This is a genomic window from Ralstonia pickettii (assembly GCF_001699815.1).
GTDB lineage: Bacteria > Pseudomonadota > Gammaproteobacteria > Burkholderiales > Burkholderiaceae > Ralstonia > Ralstonia thomasii.
Window position 1 is genome coordinate 18,501 of sequence record NZ_MCGB01000072.1, and the last position, 19,697, is coordinate 38,197.

18 protein-coding genes are annotated in these 19,697 nt (G+C 62.2%); 10 read left to right on the top strand and 8 right to left on the bottom strand.

Going from position 1 to position 19,697, the window contains the following annotated elements; translation table 11 throughout:
- Positions 1 to 10: 10 nt before the first annotated feature.
- The 3 genes from BEK68_RS14470 to BEK68_RS14480 form a co-directional block, all read right to left on the bottom strand.
- Positions 11 to 1,027 carry an MDR family oxidoreductase gene (locus BEK68_RS14470; protein WP_004636658.1) on the bottom strand — a complete coding sequence of 339 codons (1,017 nt, stop codon included), beginning with the start codon at positions 1,025 to 1,027 and terminating at the stop codon, positions 11 to 13.
- Between the two features lie 78 nt (positions 1,028 to 1,105).
- Positions 1,106 to 1,852, bottom strand: a complete 747-nt coding sequence (locus BEK68_RS14475; RefSeq protein ID WP_009241994.1) for a DsbC family protein — start codon at positions 1,850 to 1,852, stop codon at positions 1,106 to 1,108.
- 46 nt (positions 1,853 to 1,898) lie between these two features.
- On the bottom strand, positions 1,899 to 3,194 hold the full coding sequence (locus BEK68_RS14480) for a UbiH/UbiF family hydroxylase (RefSeq protein ID WP_012436497.1): 1,296 nt from the start codon (positions 3,192 to 3,194) through the stop codon (positions 1,899 to 1,901).
- Between the two features lie 365 nt (positions 3,195 to 3,559).
- Here BEK68_RS14480 and BEK68_RS14485 point away from each other — a divergent pair, with 365 nt between their 5' ends.
- The 3 genes from BEK68_RS14485 to BEK68_RS14495 are packed head-to-tail and all read left to right on the top strand — an operon-like array spanning position 3,560 to position 4,796.
- The gene (locus BEK68_RS14485) at positions 3,560 to 3,949 is read left to right on the top strand and encodes a hypothetical protein (protein ID WP_012436498.1); all 390 of its coding nucleotides are present in this window, start codon (positions 3,560 to 3,562) and stop codon (positions 3,947 to 3,949) included.
- Positions 3,950 to 3,959: 10 nt separating this feature from the next.
- Positions 3,960 to 4,298 (top strand): hypothetical protein, encoded by a 339-nt coding sequence (locus BEK68_RS14490; RefSeq protein WP_004636654.1) that lies wholly within the window; start codon positions 3,960 to 3,962, stop codon positions 4,296 to 4,298.
- Between the two features lie 24 nt (positions 4,299 to 4,322).
- Positions 4,323 to 4,796 (top strand): lytic transglycosylase domain-containing protein, encoded by a 474-nt coding sequence (locus tag BEK68_RS14495; protein ID WP_012436499.1) that lies wholly within the window; start codon positions 4,323 to 4,325, stop codon positions 4,794 to 4,796.
- A gap of 31 nt (positions 4,797 to 4,827) precedes the next feature.
- Here BEK68_RS14495 and BEK68_RS14500 read toward each other — a convergent pair whose 3' ends face one another.
- Entirely contained in the window at positions 4,828 to 5,205 is a 378-nt protein-coding gene (locus BEK68_RS14500) for a flagellar protein FliT (protein ID WP_004636652.1), read from the bottom strand.
- 411 nt (positions 5,206 to 5,616) lie between these two features.
- On the opposite strand from BEK68_RS14500, the gene ychF reads away from it, so the two are divergent.
- The 7 genes from ychF (at position 5,617) to BEK68_RS14535 (ending at position 15,780) form a co-directional block, all read left to right on the top strand.
- Positions 5,617 to 6,708, top strand: a complete 1,092-nt coding sequence (gene ychF / locus BEK68_RS14505) for a redox-regulated ATPase YchF (protein ID WP_065851754.1) — start codon at positions 5,617 to 5,619, stop codon at positions 6,706 to 6,708.
- Between the two features lie 79 nt (positions 6,709 to 6,787).
- Positions 6,788 to 8,209 (top strand): hypothetical protein, encoded by a 1,422-nt coding sequence (locus BEK68_RS14510; RefSeq protein WP_004637182.1) that lies wholly within the window; start codon positions 6,788 to 6,790, stop codon positions 8,207 to 8,209.
- 128 nt (positions 8,210 to 8,337) lie between these two features.
- Positions 8,338 to 10,074, top strand: coding sequence for a hypothetical protein (locus BEK68_RS14515; RefSeq protein WP_009277673.1), 1,737 nt, complete (start codon positions 8,338 to 8,340; stop codon positions 10,072 to 10,074).
- A gap of 480 nt (positions 10,075 to 10,554) precedes the next feature.
- Positions 10,555 to 12,150 (top strand): hypothetical protein, encoded by a 1,596-nt coding sequence (locus BEK68_RS14520; RefSeq protein WP_009241987.1) that lies wholly within the window; start codon positions 10,555 to 10,557, stop codon positions 12,148 to 12,150.
- Entirely contained in the window at positions 12,147 to 12,524 is a 378-nt protein-coding gene (locus BEK68_RS14525; RefSeq protein ID WP_004637186.1) for a hypothetical protein, read from the top strand. Before BEK68_RS14520 ends, BEK68_RS14525 begins: the two co-directional genes overlap by 4 nt.
- A 733-nt stretch (positions 12,525 to 13,257) precedes the next feature.
- On the top strand, positions 13,258 to 14,589 hold the full coding sequence (locus BEK68_RS14530; RefSeq protein ID WP_004637188.1) for a Rieske 2Fe-2S domain-containing protein: 1,332 nt from the start codon (positions 13,258 to 13,260) through the stop codon (positions 14,587 to 14,589).
- 15 nt (positions 14,590 to 14,604) lie between these two features.
- Complete coding sequence (locus BEK68_RS14535) at positions 14,605 to 15,780, top strand: Gfo/Idh/MocA family protein (protein ID WP_037031343.1); 1,176 nt, start codon at positions 14,605 to 14,607, stop codon at positions 15,778 to 15,780.
- Between the two features lie 90 nt (positions 15,781 to 15,870).
- On the opposite strand, the gene nadC is transcribed toward BEK68_RS14535, so the two are convergent.
- The 4 genes from nadC to BEK68_RS14555 form a co-directional block, all read right to left on the bottom strand.
- The gene (nadC, locus tag BEK68_RS14540) at positions 15,871 to 16,716 is read right to left on the bottom strand and encodes a carboxylating nicotinate-nucleotide diphosphorylase (protein ID WP_004637196.1); all 846 of its coding nucleotides are present in this window, start codon (positions 16,714 to 16,716) and stop codon (positions 15,871 to 15,873) included.
- Positions 16,717 to 16,839: 123 nt separating this feature from the next.
- Positions 16,840 to 17,418 carry a MarR family winged helix-turn-helix transcriptional regulator gene (locus BEK68_RS14545; RefSeq protein WP_004637197.1) on the bottom strand — a complete coding sequence of 193 codons (579 nt, stop codon included), beginning with the start codon at positions 17,416 to 17,418 and terminating at the stop codon, positions 16,840 to 16,842.
- A gap of 95 nt (positions 17,419 to 17,513) precedes the next feature.
- Entirely contained in the window at positions 17,514 to 18,578 is a 1,065-nt protein-coding gene (locus tag BEK68_RS14550) for a porin (protein ID WP_009241986.1), read from the bottom strand.
- Positions 18,579 to 18,683: 105 nt separating this feature from the next.
- Positions 18,684 to 19,676 (bottom strand): PhnD/SsuA/transferrin family substrate-binding protein, encoded by a 993-nt coding sequence (locus tag BEK68_RS14555; RefSeq protein WP_004637222.1) that lies wholly within the window; start codon positions 19,674 to 19,676, stop codon positions 18,684 to 18,686.
- Between the last annotated feature and the right edge of the window lie 21 nt (positions 19,677 to 19,697).

Sequence of the window (19,697 nt, forward strand, 5' to 3'; positions counted from 1 at the left end):
GCCTGCCAGCCTATCGGTTGACGTCGACCACGACGCGCCCGCGCATCTTGCCGGCCATGATGTCGTGGGCTGCGTCGATGGCCTCGGAAAGCGTCACCTCGCGCGTGATGGCGGCCAGGCGATCGGGCAGCAGATCGGCGGCCAGACGCTGCCACGCGGTCTGGCGCAGCGCGCGTGGCGCCATCACGCTGTCGATCCCGCACAGGGTCACGCCACGCAGGATGAACGGTGCGACCGTGGCCGGAAAATCCATCCCCTGCGCAAGCCCGCACGCCGTGACCACACCGCCATAGCGCACCTGTGCGCACGCGTTCGCCAGCGTGTGCGAGCCCACCGAATCGACCACCGCCGCCCAGCGTTCCTTCTGCAACGGCTTGCCGGGGGCGGAAAGCTCGGCGCGGTCGATCACCTCCGTCGCGCCCAGCGCCTGCAGGAAATCGGCCTCGCTCGTCTTGCCGGTGGACGCCACCACGCGGTAGCCCAGCTTGCCGAGCAGCGCGATGGCGATCGAGCCCACGCCGCCCGATGCGCCCGTCACCAGGACCTCGCCGTCGCCCGGTTTCACGCCGGCACGCTCCAACGCCAGCACCGACAGCATCGCCGTGTAGCCGGCCGTGCCGATCGCCATGGCCTGCCGCGCGTCGAGCCCCGCCGGCAATGCCACCAGCCAATTGCCCGAAAGCCGCGCCTGCTGGGCGAGGCACCCCCAATGCGTCTCGCCGACGCCCCAGCCGTTGAGCACGACCGCATCGCCCGTCCTCCAGTCCGGATGCGAGGAATCGAGCACGACACCCGCGCCGTCGATGCCGGCCACCATCGGCCATTTGCGCACGACCGGGCCTTTGCCGGTGATGGCCAGGCCGTCCTTGTAATTGATGGTCGACCAGTCCACGCGGATCAGCACATCGCCGGCGGTCACCTCGTTGGCCAGCGCTTCGGGTGCGGACAACGCCGCGTCATCGAGGTCGACGATGTGGGCCAGCGGCCCGCCATCCTGCTTTTCCAGCATCAGCGCGCGAAACGACATACCAAGTCTCCAAAGGTGAGTTGAATGCAAGCGCCCAAAGAAAAAGCGCCGGATCGACCGGCGCTTCCTTCGCGTGAATTATGACTTCTTGAGCGCGGCGAACTTACGCTCCAGCGTGGCTGCATCGATCAGGCCCGGGGCCCGCGAGCCGTCCGGGAAGATGATGGCCGGCGTGCCGGTCACGTTCAGTTGCTGGCCAAGCTTCAGGTTGGCTTCCAGCGGTGTATCGCAGGTGCCGGCGCCGCCCGGGGCGGTCTTGGCGGTCATCCAGTCGCGCCAGGCCTTGGCGCGGTCGGCCGAACACCAGATCTGCTTGGCCTTGGTGTTCGAGTCTTCCGACAGGATCGGGAACAGGAAGGTGTAGACGGTGACGTTGTCGACCTGCGTGAGCATCTGCTCCAGCTTGTGGCAGTACGGGCAGTTCGGATCGGAGAACACGGCGATCTTGCGTGCACCGTTGCCCTTGACCCACTTCACGGCGCGGTCCAGCGGCAGGTCGGACCACTTGACGCGGTTCAGCTCGGCCAGGCGCTCCTGCGTGAGGTTCGTGGCGGTCTGCGTGTCCAGCAGATCGCCGTTGAGCACGTAGCGGCCGGTGGCATCGCTGTAGACGACCTGGCTGCCGAGGTTGATCTCGTACAGGCCGGCCAGCGGCGACTTGGTGACGCTCTTGATCTCCACGTTCGGGCCCAGGGCCTTCTGCACCGTGGCCTTCACCTTGTCCAATGCGGGCTCGGCGGCACCGGCGCTCAATACATAGCCCGCGCCAATGGCTGCCACTGCCACCGCAGAGGCGATGGCCGCCACCCGAATACGAAACGACATAACGACTCCTGGAACCCCGAAAAACCACAAATCCGCTGAGAGTGCCTCAGCCGAGTGCGTGCCTGATCAACAAGCGTTTGATAAATGGCGTCATGCCCACCATGCGCATCCCCGCGTTGCGTACCGTGCGAGGCAGCGCGCCCGGCAGGGCGAACAGTTTGTGCAGACCATCGGTGGCGGCCGTGAGCGAAAGGAGGTCTTCGCGGCGGGCACGCTCGTAGCGGCGCAGCAACCTCAGATCGCCATGATCGCGCATGGTTTCACGTTCCGCCATCACACGGCCAATTTCCGACACATCCCTAAGCCCGAGGTTCATGCCCTGCCCGGCCAGCGGATGAATCACATGCGCTGCATCGCCCACCAGCGCCACACGTGGCGCGACCGCCCGGCTGGCGTGTTGCAGCACGAGCGGGAAGCCCTGCGCAGGCGTGATGTTCGACAAGCGCCCGAAGCGGGCGGCGATGGCGCCACCCGCCGCGGCCTCGACCGCGCGGCACAGCGCCTCGGGCGACAGCGCAAGCAGTTCGCGGGCGTGATCTTCACTGGCCGACCACACCATCGACACGCGTCGATCGGGCAGCGGCAGCATCGCGAGGATCTCGCCGCGTACCGGCGCGGCGTCATCCGCTTCGGCGGCCTGCTCGGCGGATGCACCGAGGAACCATTGCCACGCGGTGTCCTGATGCCAGCGCTCGGCCTGGAAGTTGGCAACCACGCCGAGCTGCCGGTACGGCTTCGCTTCGGCCTGGATGCCGGCCTGCTGGCGCACCCACGAATTCTTGCCATCGGCGCCGATCACGCATTCCGCGCGGATCGTCTGCCCGTCGGCCAGCGTCAGGCGCACGGCATCGGCTTGCATTTCGAAGCCGGTGGCGGCGTGCGGGAAGGTCTGCACCGTGTGGGCGAAGCGCAGCGCCGTTTCCAGCGCACGCTCGACCAGCGAGGATTCGGCAATCCACGCCAGTTGCGGCGTGCCGGCTGCGTAGGCGGAAAAGTGCAGGTCGGGATGGGCGTGTTCGCCGCGTGCGGCGGCGGCGTCGCCGAAGATGCGCATGTCGTGCACAGGCTGCACGCGCGTCATGTCGAGGGCCGGCCAGATGCGCAACTGCTCCAGCAGCGCCTGCGAGCTGGACGAGAACGCGTAGACGCGTGCATCCCAGGCGTCCGGCCCGGCGGCTGCGGACACTGGGGCGGGCGTTGCGATATGCGCGATGCGCAAGCCGATCTGCGCCAGCCGGAGCGCGCAGGCGCGCCCGACGATGCCACCGCCCACCACGGCCACGTGGTAAGGCGCAGCCTCCTTGTGAGCCGCCTTGGAAGAGGAAAACGCGGGTGTATTCATGGTGCGCCGATTATAGCGGCGGGGGGTGCTGCGCCCTTGTGACCGCGCAAATGTGTCGCGACGGATATGGGGCACCGCCGCAGATCGGCTCGGTGTTTACGCCTACCGTCTCCAAAAGAGGCAAAAAAATCACTTCAGATCGTTGCTGCGTCCGGAGCATATTTGGTACGCATATGTGTCAGGTACGCCGCATGTGTGCCAAGCACGTCGCCTGCCCGCAGACCCCAAAAGTGACGTCATTTACACCTCGAGCCATGCACTCAAGTCATCCGCCAGGATGGACGATAAAAGGCGGGTAATTCGACGTTTTGAAGGGCGTGAGCCGCCGATACAGTGCGGGTCCGATCCACGCATTTCCCATCGCCATGTGGACTTTCTCCGAACGCTCCGCCGCATCTCTGATGCTGGCCGCGCTGCTGGCACTGGCCGGCTGTGCGCAAATGCCTGCCCAGACGCCCGCCCCGGTGGCCCGCACCGCGCCCACCGGCGAAGTCATGACCTTCGCCATCCCGCCCGATGCGCTGGGCGCGCATGATCCGCAACTGACCGCTGTGCTGACCAAGGCTGGCGCGCTCGCCGCTGCACAAAAACGGTCGGCGACGATCCAGGTGGCCGCGCTGGCACAGGATTTCCGCTATCTGAACCAGGCGCTATGGAACGGCGTGCCCGCGCAGCGCGCCGGCTATGTCCGCCTGGAAAACCTGACCGTCAGCGCCAGCCAGCCCTATAGCGTGACGATCCGCACGCAGGATTAAGAGGACCTTCATGCGTATGACCCATCTGCTCTTCCCGCTCACCGTCGGCCTGCTGACGGTACCGGCCGCCTCGGCTTTTGCCGCGCCGCCCGATGCACTGATGCCGGCGACGGCCGCGGCGCCCGACCGGGTCTATCCGCCCCTGCCCTCGCTGGCGATGCTGCCGCCGGGCGGCGGCGCCGAAATCGAGCCTGCGCCTGCCGCCCACACGCGTGGCAGCAAGCGCAAGGTTGTGACGACGCAGTGGCGCAAGGCGACCGAGCCGGTGCCGCGCATGGTGGTGTCGGAGGCATCGCACACGTATCTGGCCGGGATCGAGCGACAGCTTGAAGTGGCCCTGCAGAAGTAATCCACGATCTCCGCCGGAGCCGTCATGCCCCTCGCCCGCCCTCTTCGCTTGAACTGCAGCCGCCTTGGCGCGGCGCTTGTGCTGGCCGCCTCCAGCGTTGCTGCGCACGCCGCCTCGGGCGATTGCTTTGAGCAGGCCGGTACCTATCAGGGCGTCAACCCGACGGTGCTGCGCGCCATCGTGTGGTTTGAATCGAAGGGTGATGCGGGCGCCATCCACCGCAACGCAGATGGCTCGGTCGACATCGGCCAGGCGCAGATCAATTCAATCCACTTCAGCACGCTGGCGCGCTACGGCGTGCCGCGCCGTGCACTGACCGACGCCTGCGTCAACGTGTTCGTAGCGGCCTGGCTGCTCAAGCAGAAGATGGTCCGCCATGGAAATACATGGCGGGCCATCGGCGCGTATCACTCGGAAACGCCTGCCCACCGCGACGCCTATGCGCGCAGCATCCAGCGGGTGCTGATGTCGTGGGGGGAATTGCGGGCCGACCGCTGAATCGGGTCCGGCCCTGGAACCAGGCTGCCGCTCAGTAGTACGAGACGGCGGCGTATGCCTGACGTGCGCCGATGGCACGGCGCTCGCCGCTGACCAGGCGCATCAGCTCATCCTGACGCGGGCAGACCAGCGCACGCACACGGGCGTCGTTGGCCAGAATGCGCATCATCAGGTCGCGCTTGCGCTGTATTTCTTCGTGCGACAAGGCCGGGCGCAGACCGTGGCCCAAGCGCTCCATGTGCGCCGCGCATTCGCGCTCCAGCAAGCTCACTTCGTCCCAGTCGCCGCGTTCTGCAGCATCCACCATGTCTTCGGACAGGCTGGCGATGGCCTCGTAGCAGGCAAACAGGCCGGCGCTGTCGGAAACCGTATGGATCGGGCGGGCGGCGGTGGCGACAGTCCAGGACATGCTGTGCTCCAGAGTCAAACGTTGTTGTTTGCAGCAAGCTAGTGCAATAGGCATGCCTGGCCGGTGCCGAGCCGTTTCCCACCCGCCCAGAAATGCCGCCAAAGCCTTTGCTGGCTTGGGTTCGGAGGATACGGAGAGCGTCCGGCGGCGGGCATCGCAGACTCGAAAAACGGCCACTCGGGGCGAAGTTGTTACGTTTCTGGAACGTAACGCGTAACGGGGCCGTAACGCCTTCACACCGCGAGCCGCCTAGCGCCTTGCACGACCAAATGCGCTTTCATTCCGGGGCGGGGCCCCACCTAGAGCGGTTACAATCACGCCTTTCCGTGAACGACGCGCACAGCCCGGATTCCACTGTGCTGCCGCCTCCTCCCGCGTCACGCAACCCCTTGATTTAGAGCCTTTTTCACCATGAGCCTCCAATGCGGCATCGTCGGTCTGCCGAACGTCGGTAAGTCGACCCTGTTCAATGCCCTGACCAAAGCCGGCATCGCCGCCGAGAACTACCCGTTCTGCACGATCGAGCCCAACGTCGGCGTGGTGGAAGTGCCGGACGCCCGTCTGCAGGCACTGGCCGACATCGTCAAGCCCGAGCGGGTGCTGCCGGCAGTGGTCGAGTTCGTCGACATTGCGGGCCTGGTGGCGGGCGCCTCCAAGGGTGAGGGGCTGGGCAACCAGTTCCTGGCCAACATTCGCGAGACGGATGCCATCACGCACGTGGTGCGCTGTTTCGAAGATGAAAACGTGATCCACGTCGCCGGCAAGGTCGACCCGATCGCCGACATCGAGGTCATCAACACCGAACTGGCCCTCGCTGACCTGGCTACGGTGGAAAAGGCGCTGCAGCGCTACACCAAGGCCGCCAAGTCGGGCAACGACAAGGAAGCCGCCAAGCTGGTCGCCGTGCTGGAAAAAGCGCAGAAGGTGCTGGACGAAGCCAAGCCCGTGCGCGGCCTGAACCTGACCGACGACGAATGGGCAACCATCAAGCCGCTGTGCCTGATCACCGCGAAGCCGACCATGTACGTTGCCAACGTGCGCGAAGACGGCTTCGAGAACAACCCGCATCTGGATGCCGTGCGCAACTACGCCGCGCAGACGAATTCGCCGGTGGTGGCTGTGTGCGCCGCCATCGAAGCCGAAATCGCGGATCTGGATGACGCCGACAAGGCCGAATTCCTTGCCGACATCGGCATGGACGAACCCGGCCTGAACCGCGTGATCCGCGCGGCCTTCAAGCTGCTGGGCCTGCAAACCTACTTCACCGCCGGTGTGAAGGAAGTGCGCGCCTGGACGATCCACATCGGCGACACGGCGCCCCGCGCCGCAGCGGCCATCCACACCGACTTCGAACGCGGCTTCATCCGCGCCCAGACCATTTCGTACGACGATTTCATCCAGTACAAGGGCGAACAGGGTGCCAAGGAAGCCGGCAAGATGCGCGCCGAAGGTAAGGAATACATCGTCAAGGACGGCGACGTGCTGCACTTCCTGTTCCATTAACAGGTTTACTCCCCGGATACACGTTTGACAGAAGGCGCCTGCATGGACACACTCCCTGTGCTTCCGTGCGGCGCCTCTCATGTCTCAAACGCCATCTGTCTACACGCTCCCTATCTTCCGGAATACCCAGGTTGCTGATGAACCGGCACCTGGACGCATCCCCGTAGACCATCAGGTAAAAGGGGAACGGGTCAAGTATTGGCGCGAGTTGCGTGCCTCCAAGACAGTGAAATGGGAGACGTTCCCGCACTTCCCTCTGGTGCTCAATGCCGACGGATCACCGTGGGCCCCTGCCTGCCTGTGGTTGTTAGATCGTGCGCGGGCCAGACCCCACAAGGTGTCCTCGCTCAATCCCGTTGCGCAAGGGCTGCGGGCCTACAAGCAGTTCCTCGATGAATTTGGGCTCCAGTGGGACGACTTCTCCGCGGTCGACAAATACCTGCGCCCAACCTACCACTACAAGACCCACCTCCAAGGTCTGATTAACAGCGGCGCAATCAAACACAGCACGGCCAGTAGCCGCATGCAGACGGTGGTGGGCTTCTACCGGTTTCTAATGGAGAGTGAACGACTGGGCTTCCGCCCTCAGAACGCCCCATGGGTTGATCGGACAGTCGGCCTTGAATACCGCGACAGCAAGGGTTTCAAGCAGATCAAGGAGGTGACGGCGACCGACGTATCCATCAGGGTTCCGAAGCGGGACTACGCATGGGATCGCCGGATCGATGACGGCGGAAAGCTGCTGCCACTCTCCCGGCATGAGCAGAAGACACTGGTCAAAGCGCTGAAGCTGCTCGGCAATCGCGACTACGAGCTGATGCACTACACCGCGCTCCTGACCGGCGCGCGGATCCAGACCGTCCTGACACTGCGTTGGGGCGATTTCGCGACGCCGCCGAGCCAAATCAACCAGTGGCCGTTCAAGCTGCAATGCGGACCAGGGACAGGTATCGACACCAAAGGCGATGTGCCGGATGTGCACCTGTCGGTGCAGAAGGACCTCTACGAATGGCTACATATCTACGCTGTCTCTGACCGTGCCGGGTCTAGACGTGAGAAGTCCAACCTCAAGCAGGACCCAATGAACTATCTGTTCCTGTCCAGTCAAGGTGGCCCCCATTACGAATCCAAGGCTGATCGCAACGCCCTTTGGGATTCCGCCGAACCGCCGCTGAAGCGCTCGTCTCCGACTGGACAGAACCTCCGGTCCTTCATCACGGACTACGTGATCCCTGAGATCCGCAAGACGATCCCGGCCTTCCACTATCAGTTCCATGACCTGCGGGCCACCTTTGGAGTCAACTGGGTCGACGCGGTCATGAGGAACCAAGACACGCGCCAGCGTTACATCTGGACTCGAGACCAACTCCGTAAACTCATGTGGCACAAAAGGCCAACCACGACGGATCTGTACATCGACTACCGCCAGCACACTGAACTCCTCGAAAAGGCCGAGGCTGACTGGAACCACAATCTACTCGACCTCATTCGCTCAGCCTAACGGTGCGAAGGTCTATAGCGACAAGAACGGACGGGCGGGATACCACCATGCATGAACCTGACTGGATTAGCACGGGCGGCGGCTACCCTAGTGGTCTGCCTCGCTTGGCATTCCCATTAGAAGGGGCCATGCCCGATCTCTATGTGCCCCAGAGCACGATTCTGCAGACGGCAAATGGAGTCCAGACCCATGCTTATCTCTGGTGCTACCTTGAGCGTGAGGTATACGGCAAAAGATATCGGTTCAACCCAGCGAGCCTGTCTACGCAGCGCGTCAAAGACATGCCTAAAGCCATTGAACGCCTGTCCAAGCGCTTCTGCTTCGACAACGCCAGACCGAGGTCGGTGAGTGACGAGTTGGCCAACGGCATGTCCCGATTCTTGAACTGGACTGATCGCCCGATTCACCATAGGCGGTTTGAATCCATCCTGAGCGACCCGGATCTCGCTCTGGAGGCTCTGAAAAAGCACCACAGCTACCTGCGGCAGCGCATGCAGGCAAACCAGACAGAAAATCGCATCAGCGTATCTGCGGCGTCGATGATGGATGTCGACGCCATCAAGATGATGGCGGTGATCCACGACCGGGAATACGGCAACGAGATCGAGGCCATCAAGTACATCCACGGTGACGGTGTTAGAACTCCTAAAACCGAAGACGTGGCTGCCTTCATGGCTTGCGTGCAAGGGGTATTCGATTCGGTGGCTCGGATCGTTCTCGACACACAGGACTACAACGGCAACTCGTCTCTCGGCGATCTCCGTTGGCAGTCGGAGGGGCGAGAACTCGCGGTTCCCATCGCAGAAGGCATCCACATCGAGCGTGCCATGGAACTTGGTTGCATGGCGTACGCTGCATTGTGCGTCGGCGACTCCGGCGCCAACCTCGCCCCAATTCAGTCTTACGAAGAGCCCGAGGACTTACGAGAGCAACTGGATAACCCCGAAAAGCTCAACCTGCGCCACAAGGTCATCAAGTTCCGGGCCGGAGGAAAGGAGGCGCCGGTTCATCTGACCTCCACCACCGTGACCCGCATGCGGTCTTACCTGCGGCTCCGGGAAGCTCTACGTCTGAGACTCGGGAGCCCTGAAATCGGGCCGATGTTCATTCAGTGCATCTACCCCTCGTCGCCTCAAGCGCGGCCTTTAGGGATCATCTCGCTGCCGCCGAACTTCACCTCTGCATTGCGTAGCAGGTTCAGCGCCGTCGGCATCAAGTTACCGCAAGTGACGATGCAGCAGTTGCGTGCCCATAAAGCCGGCAAGGTTGCCAAGGAACACAATCCCAAGGTGGCGGCCGACATGATGGGGCACTCGGTAAGCACGGCCATCCGCAGATACAGCAAGATCACGGATGTCGAGGCGAGGTCTGAAATGGCTCCGTTCCTGGCCTCACTGACCTCAGTGGTCCTGACCCGCTCGGAGGCTGACGCCACGTCGTCCAAGCCAGTCACCCCGTTCACCGCGATCCCCGCCGGAGGCTGCGAAGACCACGGCCATCCCGAGGCGCTGGGTGAGAACCCGCTGGTAGAGCCCGATTGCAAGAAGACCGAAGGATGCTTCTTCTGCAACAAGTTCCACGTCCACGCCGACGAAGAGGATTGCCTCAAGTTGATGTCTTGCCGATCGGTACTGGAACGCTTGGCACCAAGACTCGGTGATTCAGGCGTGGCTGAACTAGTCTATACCGTCGTAAGCGAGCGCATCGGTGCCCTACTCGACGAGATCAGGCGCATCAATCCCGAGGCTCATGAGCGTGCTCGGGCAGCCGTCCTGAAGGAAGGCAAGCTCAGCCGATACTGGGCGAGCAAGCTCCAACAACTTCACTTGCTGGGCCTGCTAGCGCAGTCTTCCGCCCTGGCCTGATCGCTAGACACTGCGCTCACCCTCAACCTCACCGAAACCTGCCTGCGGGACGAGTCCATGCAAAGAAGCGATCTGACGACATCGGCAACTACCTCGTCTAACTCTTTGCGGGGAAGGGAGGCCGACCGCGATCGCGATTGGGCGCCGGACGGTGTTCCTGGAGTTTCGGGCGGAATACCACAAGCTCCCCACGTGGAGCCCTACTTCGATCCTCAGATGGTCGTGACGCTGGATCCAAACGGGCAGCCTCTCAGCCGCTACGGAGACAGAAGCTGGGATCTGCGGTCCATGAGTACAGACGGTGGACAAACCTCGTACTCACACACCTTCTTAGATGCACAGCCCCTATCGGGTTCACCAGAAATCGGCAGACCGAACCTTACTGCGCTGATTAGCGAGCAGCAAAAGGCGCTGCTGTGGTTGCACATGGATGCTGGGCGGCAAAGAGCCCTGAGAACGATACTGCAGGCGGGCCGTACGATGAACAGACTCACTCAAGGTGCCGTCAGCCGGGGAATTTCGCTGTTCGAGTTGTTCTGCAACCCTCAGGTGCTCAGCGAGGAATCGGCGGAATTGAACAGCAGCTACGCCAACACCGTGCGAGCCTTGCTTCGGACACTGTGGCGCCACCGTGACTTCCTCAAGATTGGGCTCGAAATCCGCTTGAAGCAACTGGTTGAGGTCATCAAGGAATCTGCCCCAGGAGAGGCGAAAGACCGCCAAACGCCCATCATCCCATCCCGCATCTACTGCGCGATCTTATCTAGCCTGCTGGACCGTCTGGATGAGATCGAGTCTGACCTAGATACTCTACTGGATGCTTACCGGCAAGAGCGCACGTGCACGCTCAGTGCCTCAAGCTGCCTGACCGACAAGCAGCGATATATGCAACGCGAAATGCAACTCCAAGGGATGCTGGAGGCTATGCGGAACAGGGGATGGAAGACGGGAAGCATGCGCGGATTCGTCGCCGGCGAGATCGCCGTAGTCCAACTTAGGCTGATGTGCATCGTAATCGCCTTCACCGGCATGCGAGTAGCGGAAGCGCAGATCCTGCCGCTCAAAGGAGTTCTGGAGGAGGCGAAACACCGTGACACGGTGCACCACGTGGTCAACGGATACAGTCACAAGCTCAACGGTGGCAGAAAGAAGCGCGCCAGTTGGATCACAAGCCGCGAGGGCCATCGGGCAATCTTGCTCGCTCAAAGAATCGCCTCGGTCATCTTGGAGGTACTGAAAGATGGTGATCCAGCAAACGATGACGCCGCCTTACTGTTCTGTTCGACGGCCAATCCTTACAAGAAGCAGAGTCTTTCGAGCATTTACAGACGTCTGCACGGCCAGTTGTTCCCTGAGATTTGCCCCCTCATTACGCAAGCCGACATCGACGAACTCAACGCAATGGAGTTGCAGCGGAACTGGCTGCGTGAGGGCATGGAGGTCGGCAAACCGTGGCCGCTGGCCTTTCACCAATACCGGCGCAGCCTGTCGGTTTATGCCCATCGCTCGGGCATGGTGAGCCTGCCGGCGCTCAAAGGACAGCTGCAGCACATCACCGATGAGATGCGCGCGTACTACAGCGATGGGTTCTGCCGGGCAGTCAACCTCGTCTTCGACAAGGAGCACTTTAGCCATGATTGGAACGCCGCCAAGTCGGAATCGAGCTTCCTCGCTTACAGCTTAGCCTTGCTGTTCTCGGACGAAGACCTCATCGGCGAAGTGGGTGGACGGGGCGCGGTCCGAATGCAGCAAACTGTATCCAGCCGATCCAAGGAAGAGACACTGAAACTGTTTCGTGATGGCAAGCTGGCCTATCGCGAAACCGTTCTGGGCGGTTGCATCGCCGTGGAGGACTGCAATCGCACACCGCTGGAGCCCATTCCTTGGGACTGCCTGGAGAAAGACTGCACCAACGCGGTGGTGTTTGAAAAACGTCTGGGTCTGTTGATCAAGACGCAGGAGACGGTTGTCGCCACGCTGGCCAGCACAGAAGCGGGCGGCGTTGAGCACCGCCTGGAAGCCGATCACCTGCAAGTGCTTCTTAAAGCTCGCAAACGCCTCTCGGAAGCTGTATGAGCGCCAAGGTCCAAGTCGACAAATACTTCACCGCACTCGAGCGTCTGAAGGCACGTGGCGAGCCGATCAGCAATGATGCTGTGGCCCTAGAGGCCGGCAGCGGCCGGGGCAGCATCAAGAAGTCCAGGCCTGCCTACGCCGAACTTATCGCGGCGATCAATGCGGCCGCCAAACAGCAGGCTGAAGCCAAAGTCGCCTCAGATCCTATGCCTGGTATGCGCAAGGACATCGAAGATCTGACGAGGCGACTGGACCAGTCCCTCGACAGAGAGGTGGCTCTGCTGCACGAGCTCTACGACCTGCGCGCCAAGGCCAAGCAATTGGCGGAAGAGAACCGACTCCTAAAGCTCGGCAGACTCGTCCCGGTGCAATGAGCCTATTCAAAAGGGGTATCCGCATTTGCTGGTTGATGTCCTGATTGTATGCTGCAGTGCAAAAATCTTGCAGTCGGAAGTGCGATTTCACGATGGGATCGACCGTCCCAGTTCGACCCTTCTCTGCCGTATGCCTTCTGTGGATCGAATGACTGTAATCCCCAGTTGATCGGCCATCGAAATTAGTCTAGTCGCGCCAAACCACTCCAGGGATATGCGCTAGAACAGGCCGCCCAAGAATGGCCCGAAGCTCAGCGAGATACAGTGGTTCCTCCAAATGCGACGGGCCTACAAGACAGCCCAATGCCGAGTTGCAACGGCCGCTGGGCAAGAAGACTTAGCAGGCGGAAATCCTGACGGGAAGCCGTGGAATACGGACGCTTAAACTCCTTCATCGCTGCAACCAACTGCGAGGCTGGGACTTCTACAACTTCGCCAGCGCTCACGACGGCCAAGCTTCGTTTTGCTCACAACTCATATGTGACGAATTAGATCCCATCATTCGCAGCGTTGTTTTCCGCATCACGCCACCCGCCAGCAGCCGCAGCTTCCACCACCGCTCCACCAGACGCTGCCCACCCCAACTGGGCTCATCTCATGCCGAACGCTGCACTCGCCCACGCGACCCCTATTCGGGTTGATCTCAATCAAATTTTCTTGTTAGCGTAACTAGATATCTAATATAATTGGCCAACGCCAGTTGAGGAAGGCGACCCACCGCCTGGAGACAGATATGCTGACCCATGAAGAGAATGAACTGTTGTGCCGAGTAGAAGGCGATGCCCCGATGGGGAAGCTGATGCGCCAGCACTGGACCCCTGTTTGCCTGATTGAAGAAGTCAGCGAACCGGACGGCGCGCCGGTCAAGGCTCGCGTTTTTGGTGAAGACCTGGTCGTGTTCCGCGACAACGAGGGGCGCGTCGGTGTGATGGGCGAGTATTGCCCGCACCGCCGAGCATCGCTTGTGTACGGTCGTAACGAAGACGGTGGCCTGCGCTGCCTGTACCACGGCTGGAAGTTCGACGTGCTGGGCAATGTGCTGGAAATGGTGTCCGAGCCGGCCGCCAGCGGCATGACCGAGAAGGTCAAGCACAAGGCGTATCCCTCGAAGGAATGGGGCGGCATGATCTGGGCGTACATGGGTCCGCAGGACACCATTCCCGAATTCGTCGCCCCCGCCTGGGCTCCGACCGAGGACACCCGAGTCAGCATCGCGAAGGCGCTGCTGCCGTGCAATTGGGCCCAGATCCTTGAGGGCGCGATTGACTCCGCACATAGCTCGAGCCTGCACTCGTCCGATTTCGTGCCGGCCCGCGTCGGCGGGGGCGAGGCAACGTCGAAAAACTGGCTGCGTCCGTCCACCGACAAGGCACCGCGCCTGCAGGTCGAGCGCACCGAATATGGGTTCCGCTATGCTGCGCTGCGCCGCCCAATCTTCAACGCCAACACGCACGACTACGTGCGCTCGACGGTGTTCGTTGCACCCGGCATCGTGCTGATTCCGCCCAACAACCTGTATAACGTCGCCAACATCAACGTGCCGATGGACGACACGAATACGGCGTTCTACTTCATCGCGTGGGGCGATCCCGCGACGACCCCGGAAACCGAAACCTGGCGCAAGTTCCTCCATCAACAGATCGGCCCGGATCTGGACGAGCGCTACCGTCCGCTGCGCAATCACGAGAACCGCTTCTGGCAAGACCGGCAGGCCATGAAGGCTGGCAATTTCACCGGCATCACGGGCTTCCCGAACCAGGACATCGCCATGTGGGTCACGATGGGTCCGATCGCCAATCGTTCGGACGAGCGTCTGGGCGCGAGCGATCTCGCCATTGTCGAGTTCCGTCGCCGCATGCTCGATGCCCTCGCGGAATTCGAGCAGGACGCCGAAGCCATCGGTACCGGCGCGAAGGCGATCCCGCAGACGGTCTGTTCGTATCAGGCAGTGGTGCCGAAGGAGACCGACTGGCGTGCGTACGCCGCCCGTTATGTCAGCGCGAAGCATGCCCTGCCGGAAGACGAGCCCGCTGCGCTCGCGACCGACTATCAGGTCAGGCAATAAGCGATGAAGCCGGCCATGGAACAGCGCCGTTTGCGCATCGGGGTGGCAGGACTGGGGCGCGCCTTTTCGCTGATGCTGCCCACCTTCCTGCAGGACCCGAGGGTTCAACTCGTCGCCGCATGCGACCCGCGCGAGGAAGCACGGCAGCAGTTCGCCGCCGATTTCGGCGCACGGACCTACGCAGACGTGCGGGACCTGGCCGGCGACCCCGATGTGGAAGTCATCTACGTGGCCAGCCCCCATCAGTTTCACGCGCAGCACACTGAGATTGCCGCAGCCAACGGCAAACACGTACTGGTCGAGAAGCCGATGGCGCTCAAAGCGGCCGACTGCGATCGCATGATCGCCGCGTGCTGGGCGGCAAACGTGCATCTAATCGTCGGACACTGCCACAGCTTCGATACGCCGTATCTCCGTACGCGCGACCTGATCCGTTCGGGCGATTTCGGTGCGGTGAAGATGATCCAGGCGTTCAACTACACGGATTATCTATACCGGCCGCGCCGCTCGGAAGAACTCATGACGGCCGAAGGTGGCGGTGCCGTATTCAGCCAGGCGGCGCACCAGGTCGACATCGTGCGGATGCTCGCGGGCTCGCGCGCGACGCGCCTGCGCGCAAGCGTCGGCCGGTGGGATTCGAAGCGCCCCACCGAAGGCGCGTATTCGGCACTGATCTGGTTCGAGAATGGCGCCTATGCTTCGCTGTCGTACAGCGGGTATGGCCACTTCAACAGCGACGAGTGGATGAGCTGGATCGGCGAGATGGGTGACCAGGCAAGTCCCGACGCCTACGGCGCCGCCCGGAGGCGGCTGGCGACCATCGCCTCATCCAATGATGAAGCACAGCTCAAGGCGGCCGGTACGTATGGCGGCGCCGCATACAAGCCGCCCTCGACCGCGGCAGTGGAGGCGGCACGCCACCATCAGCATTTCGGCCCGGTGATCGTGGCGTGCGAACACGCCGACCTGCGCCCCCTGCCCGATTCCATCATCGTGTACGGTGATCACCAACGGGAGACGCTGCCGCTTTCCCTCCCCACCGTGCCGCGCGGCGAAGTGATTGACGAACTCTACGAAGCCATCATCGCTGGGCAGGCGCCTCTTCATAACGGCGAGTGGGCAAAGGGCACGCTGGAGATTTGCATCGCCATCCTGGAGTCGAGCGAAACCGGCAAAGACGTGTCGCTCTGATCCTCGTGAGAAAATAAGAAGCCCTCGCACAGCGAGGACTTCTTTTTGTGTGGCGCGGCGGGCAGCCGACGATGACTTCCCGAGCCAACACTACGCGCCTAGCGCCTCAACCCGCAGCGAGAAATCCACTGCCCTGACGTGCTTTGTGAGTCCGCCAACGGAAATGCGGTCCACGCCCGTTTCCGCAATGGCACGCAGCGTTTCCTTCGTCACGCCGCCTGACACCTCCAGGCTGGCGCGCCCGTTGTTGATGCGCACCGCCTCCCGCATCTGTTCCAGCGAGAAATTATCGAGAAGGATTGCGCCGGCGTCTGCGGAGAGCGCTTGTGCCAGTTCATCCAGCGTCTCGACCTCGACCTGCACCGGCACGCCCGCACCAATTACCTGAGCAGCGCGCACCGTCGGCGCAATGCCACCACCCGCTGCGACGTGGTTCTCCTTGATCAGGATGCCGTCATACAGCCCCCGGCGATGGTTCTCGCCACCACCGATGCGCACCGCATACTTCTGCGCCAGACGCAGTCCGGGCAGGGTCTTTCGGGTATCGAGAATCCGCGCCCTGGTGCCCTTTACGATCTCCACCAGGGCGTGCGTCGCCGTGGCCACACCCGACAGCAGTTGAATGAAATTGAGCGCCGTGCGCTCCGCAGTCAGAATGCTGCGCGCCGGCCCGGCGATCTGGCACACCGCCTGCCCTTCGCGCATCCATTCGCCTTCGCCAACGAACCACCTGATCGTGATGCCCGGCTCGTACCGCCGCAGGGTTTCCTCAAACCATGGCCTGCCGCACAACAGCGCAGCTTCGCGCACCGTGAGAACCGCCTCGGCCGAGGCCGCAGGGTCAACGAGCTGGGAAGTCCAGTCGATATTGCCAACATCTTCCGCGAGCGCGTCGCAGACATTGCGCGTCATTGCCGCGCGGGTTGCTACATCCATTTGAAAGATCCGATATTGAGCGGAGAAACTGCCTGAGATCGGCAGCTGCCGCACGGAGGCGCCGCCGCCAATCGACTGAATATGTGGAGAAGGAAAACCTGGCCGCACGGATCTGAGACGTTCTTACTCCTCGCCGCGCGAGGCGATCAGGCTACCCATTTCCCGCGTGGACGGAATCCGCAGCGCCGGATCATCCGTCTCGGCTTCGTCGCGCGCCATGTTTTCGATGATCGTCAGGAGCACCTTGCGCGCAATGTTGATCTCCGTTGCCTTCAGGCCCCTGACGCTGATCTCGTTGACCTCTTCAGCCAGTGGAACGAGCTTGTTCTTCAGGCTACGGCCGCGAGCCGTGAGATACACGTGCGTGTTCTTGCGATTGCCCGGGGCATAGTGACGCTCGACGTATCCAAGCTTTTCCATCGCGGACACCGCGCTGAAAGTGGTTGGCGTGGTCGTGCCGGCCTCGTCGCTGAGTTCTTTCTGCGTCAGCCCGTCGGTGACCCACAGGATGCGCAAGAACGCCCAGTGGCCAAATGAGACCTCGTGCTGCGCCAGGCGCATCTGCAGCCCACGCACCATCGCGCGGGCTGCGTCCTTGACCAAGTGGGCAAGACGATCATCCGGGACGGCCTCGTGCCAATGCCGCAGGATGGGATCCTCTTTGGAAGCCTTTGCCTTGCCAGAAGAACGTGTTGCTACCATGCTTTCCTCGCCGTGACCGTAACCAAAATGGTTCACATCATAGCGTTCAACAGTGCGCGTGCCGCCTGGCGGCCGCGCACCGAGGCCCTGAAAATTCAGAAGAGATGGCGAATACCGACCGTCACACCCGCCTGGTTCATGCCCGCCACAACGTCCACGCCGGTACCGCGAATGCCAACATTGGTCGTTGACCGGTTGGCAACGTACGCGCCCTCCGCATACACGTCTGTGCGCTTGGATAATGCGTAGTCGACCAGCAATGCCCCCATCGTCGGCCCGCCGTTAGATTCGCGGAAGTGCGTGTGGTAGACGCTGGCCGAAATCGACAGCGGCGCGTTCACCTGCCAGGTCATGCCACCCCAGTACAGCCAGGAACTCGGCGGCGCATCCGTGTTGCGCGTATTCAACCAGCGCAGACCTGCCAGTGCCTTGACCGGTCCGATCTGGTACGACAGGCCCAGCAGCGTGCGCTGCTGGGTATTGCTTTGCGTGGCGATCGACGTGCCCTGCAATTGATCATAGGTCACGCCGACGCTAAACGGACCCTGGTCGTACAGGATCGCAGCGCTCATTTCGCGCCCCACCTTCGAAGCACCCGGCACCTCGCCGCCATTCTGAATGGCCGCGTCGAAGCCCGCACTGTACAACGCTGCAAACGTCACACCGCCCAGATTCAAGCCATAGCGCACCGAATTGTCCGCGCGATTCACGAACTGGCTGTCCATGCTCTGTGCGGAGTAGCTTGGGTTGAACGTCAGCGGGTCATACTTGAACATCAACTCATAGAGCAGGTTCTGGTGACGCCCCAGCGTCAGCGTGCCGCTTGGCGTGGCGAGACCAACGAAGGCCTTGCGGCCGAAGAGCCGCCCGCTCTGTCCGAGCGTGCCTGTATCCGAGTTGAATCCGCCCTCCAGCGTCATCATTGCCTTGTAGCCGCCGCCAAGATCCTCCGATCCCTTCAGCCCCCAGCGCGATCCGGCGAGATTGCCAGACTGCTCGCGTACCACCGAGCCCTTGCTGGCACCTTGCGCCACCCGGTTGACGTACTCCACACCCGTATCAACGATGCCGTAAAGGGTGACCGAACTTTGTGCATGGGCTGCCGTACCGGCGAGCGCCAGAAGCGCGCCACCGGCACGCGCGATGATTTGTCTCGTCATTATTTTGATTTCGTAGTTCTAAGAGGGGCTGTCCCGCTTCCTGGTGTTCCCCGCGCATCTGGCGGGAGGCAGATGCGCGACGGGCATCAATGCCCGCTGCGGGAATCAGATCTTGAAGCTTTCCAGGCTGGCTGGATGAAACAACTCAGCCGGCTGAAGACGCCGGCTCGACAGCCCTTCAGCGTGATGCTGCGCCAGGAAACGGTCGATCACGTGCTCGTTGTTAGCGAATCCATATGACCAGAAATCGTGGCCCATCAGGCGGCGCGCATTGCGCAGCTGGTCTTCGATGAACGGAAGCGTGACCTTGGTGGCCGACGTATCGCTCAAACGCGCGAGCGCCACTTCCTTCGAATGCTCGAACGCCTTCGCCATGGCGCCGGGCAGCCACGGATGCTGCTCGGCCAGCGTCTTCCGGATGCCGAGCGTGTGCATGATCGGGAACAGCTTGCGGCGCTCGTACCATTCCGCCGCGCTCTTTTGCGGGTCGTCGAAGAGGTACTTGACCTGCGGATGCCCACGGTCGAAACACGACGGTGCACGCGGCCCGATCACACCGTCGATCTCCCCCTCGGCCAGCAGGTTCGAGATCGTCTTCCCTTCCGGTGCGTTTTCAAGTATGACGCCCTCCGGCAGCTTCAGCGAGATCTTCTCCACGCGCGTCGGATCTTCGTAACCGCCGCGCACCCAGCGAATGTCCGACGCTTTCACGCCATACTCCTCTTCGAGGAACATGCGGACCCACACGTTGGCCGTGAGCTGGTATTCCGGCACGCCGATGCGCTTGCCTTTCAGGTCTTCCGGCCGGTTGATGCCACGATCGGCACGCACGTAAATCGAGCTGTGGCGGAACGCGCGCGACGGGAACACCGGCACGGCGATGTACGGCGAGGTACCTGCGGCCGTCTTGACCGAATAGCTACTGAGCGAGAGCTCGCAAATGTCGTAGTCTGCGTGGCGGAAAGCACGGAAGAAAATTTCTTCCGGGTCCTGCAGCATGAACACGGGATCCACGCCGTCAATCTGGACGCCGCCGTCGATCAGCGGACGCATCCGGTCATAGTTGCCCACGGCGATGGAGAGTTTAAGCTTGCTCATTGATGTTCCTTTCAAACAATC

What these genes read in the sequence shown, in the direction of transcription:
- BEK68_RS14470 (WP_004636658.1), bottom strand. Translation starts at nt 1,027, where the DNA reads ATGTCGTTTCGCGCGCTGATGCTGGAAAAGCAGGATGGCGGGCCGCTG.
- BEK68_RS14475 (WP_009241994.1), bottom strand. Translation starts at nt 1,852, where the DNA reads ATGTCGTTTCGTATTCGGGTGGCGGCCATCGCCTCTGCGGTGGCAGTG.
- BEK68_RS14480 (WP_012436497.1), bottom strand. Translation starts at nt 3,194, where the DNA reads ATGAATACACCCGCGTTTTCCTCTTCCAAGGCGGCTCACAAGGAGGCT.
- BEK68_RS14485 (WP_012436498.1), top strand. Translation starts at nt 3,560, where the DNA reads ATGTGGACTTTCTCCGAACGCTCCGCCGCATCTCTGATGCTGGCCGCG.
- BEK68_RS14490 (WP_004636654.1), top strand. Translation starts at nt 3,960, where the DNA reads ATGCGTATGACCCATCTGCTCTTCCCGCTCACCGTCGGCCTGCTGACG.
- BEK68_RS14495 (WP_012436499.1), top strand. Translation starts at nt 4,323, where the DNA reads ATGCCCCTCGCCCGCCCTCTTCGCTTGAACTGCAGCCGCCTTGGCGCG.
- BEK68_RS14500 (WP_004636652.1), bottom strand. Translation starts at nt 5,205, where the DNA reads ATGTCCTGGACTGTCGCCACCGCCGCCCGCCCGATCCATACGGTTTCC.
- ychF (WP_065851754.1), top strand. Translation starts at nt 5,617, where the DNA reads ATGAGCCTCCAATGCGGCATCGTCGGTCTGCCGAACGTCGGTAAGTCG.
- BEK68_RS14510 (WP_004637182.1), top strand. Translation starts at nt 6,788, where the DNA reads ATGTCTCAAACGCCATCTGTCTACACGCTCCCTATCTTCCGGAATACC.
- BEK68_RS14515 (WP_009277673.1), top strand. Translation starts at nt 8,338, where the DNA reads ATGCCCGATCTCTATGTGCCCCAGAGCACGATTCTGCAGACGGCAAAT.
- BEK68_RS14520 (WP_009241987.1), top strand. Translation starts at nt 10,555, where the DNA reads ATGAACAGACTCACTCAAGGTGCCGTCAGCCGGGGAATTTCGCTGTTC.
- BEK68_RS14525 (WP_004637186.1), top strand. Translation starts at nt 12,147, where the DNA reads ATGAGCGCCAAGGTCCAAGTCGACAAATACTTCACCGCACTCGAGCGT.
- BEK68_RS14530 (WP_004637188.1), top strand. Translation starts at nt 13,258, where the DNA reads ATGCTGACCCATGAAGAGAATGAACTGTTGTGCCGAGTAGAAGGCGAT.
- BEK68_RS14535 (WP_037031343.1), top strand. Translation starts at nt 14,605, where the DNA reads ATGGAACAGCGCCGTTTGCGCATCGGGGTGGCAGGACTGGGGCGCGCC.
- nadC (WP_004637196.1), bottom strand. Translation starts at nt 16,716, where the DNA reads ATGGATGTAGCAACCCGCGCGGCAATGACGCGCAATGTCTGCGACGCG.
- BEK68_RS14545 (WP_004637197.1), bottom strand. Translation starts at nt 17,418, where the DNA reads ATGGTAGCAACACGTTCTTCTGGCAAGGCAAAGGCTTCCAAAGAGGAT.
- BEK68_RS14550 (WP_009241986.1), bottom strand. Translation starts at nt 18,578, where the DNA reads ATGACGAGACAAATCATCGCGCGTGCCGGTGGCGCGCTTCTGGCGCTC.
- BEK68_RS14555 (WP_004637222.1), bottom strand. Translation starts at nt 19,676, where the DNA reads ATGAGCAAGCTTAAACTCTCCATCGCCGTGGGCAACTATGACCGGATG.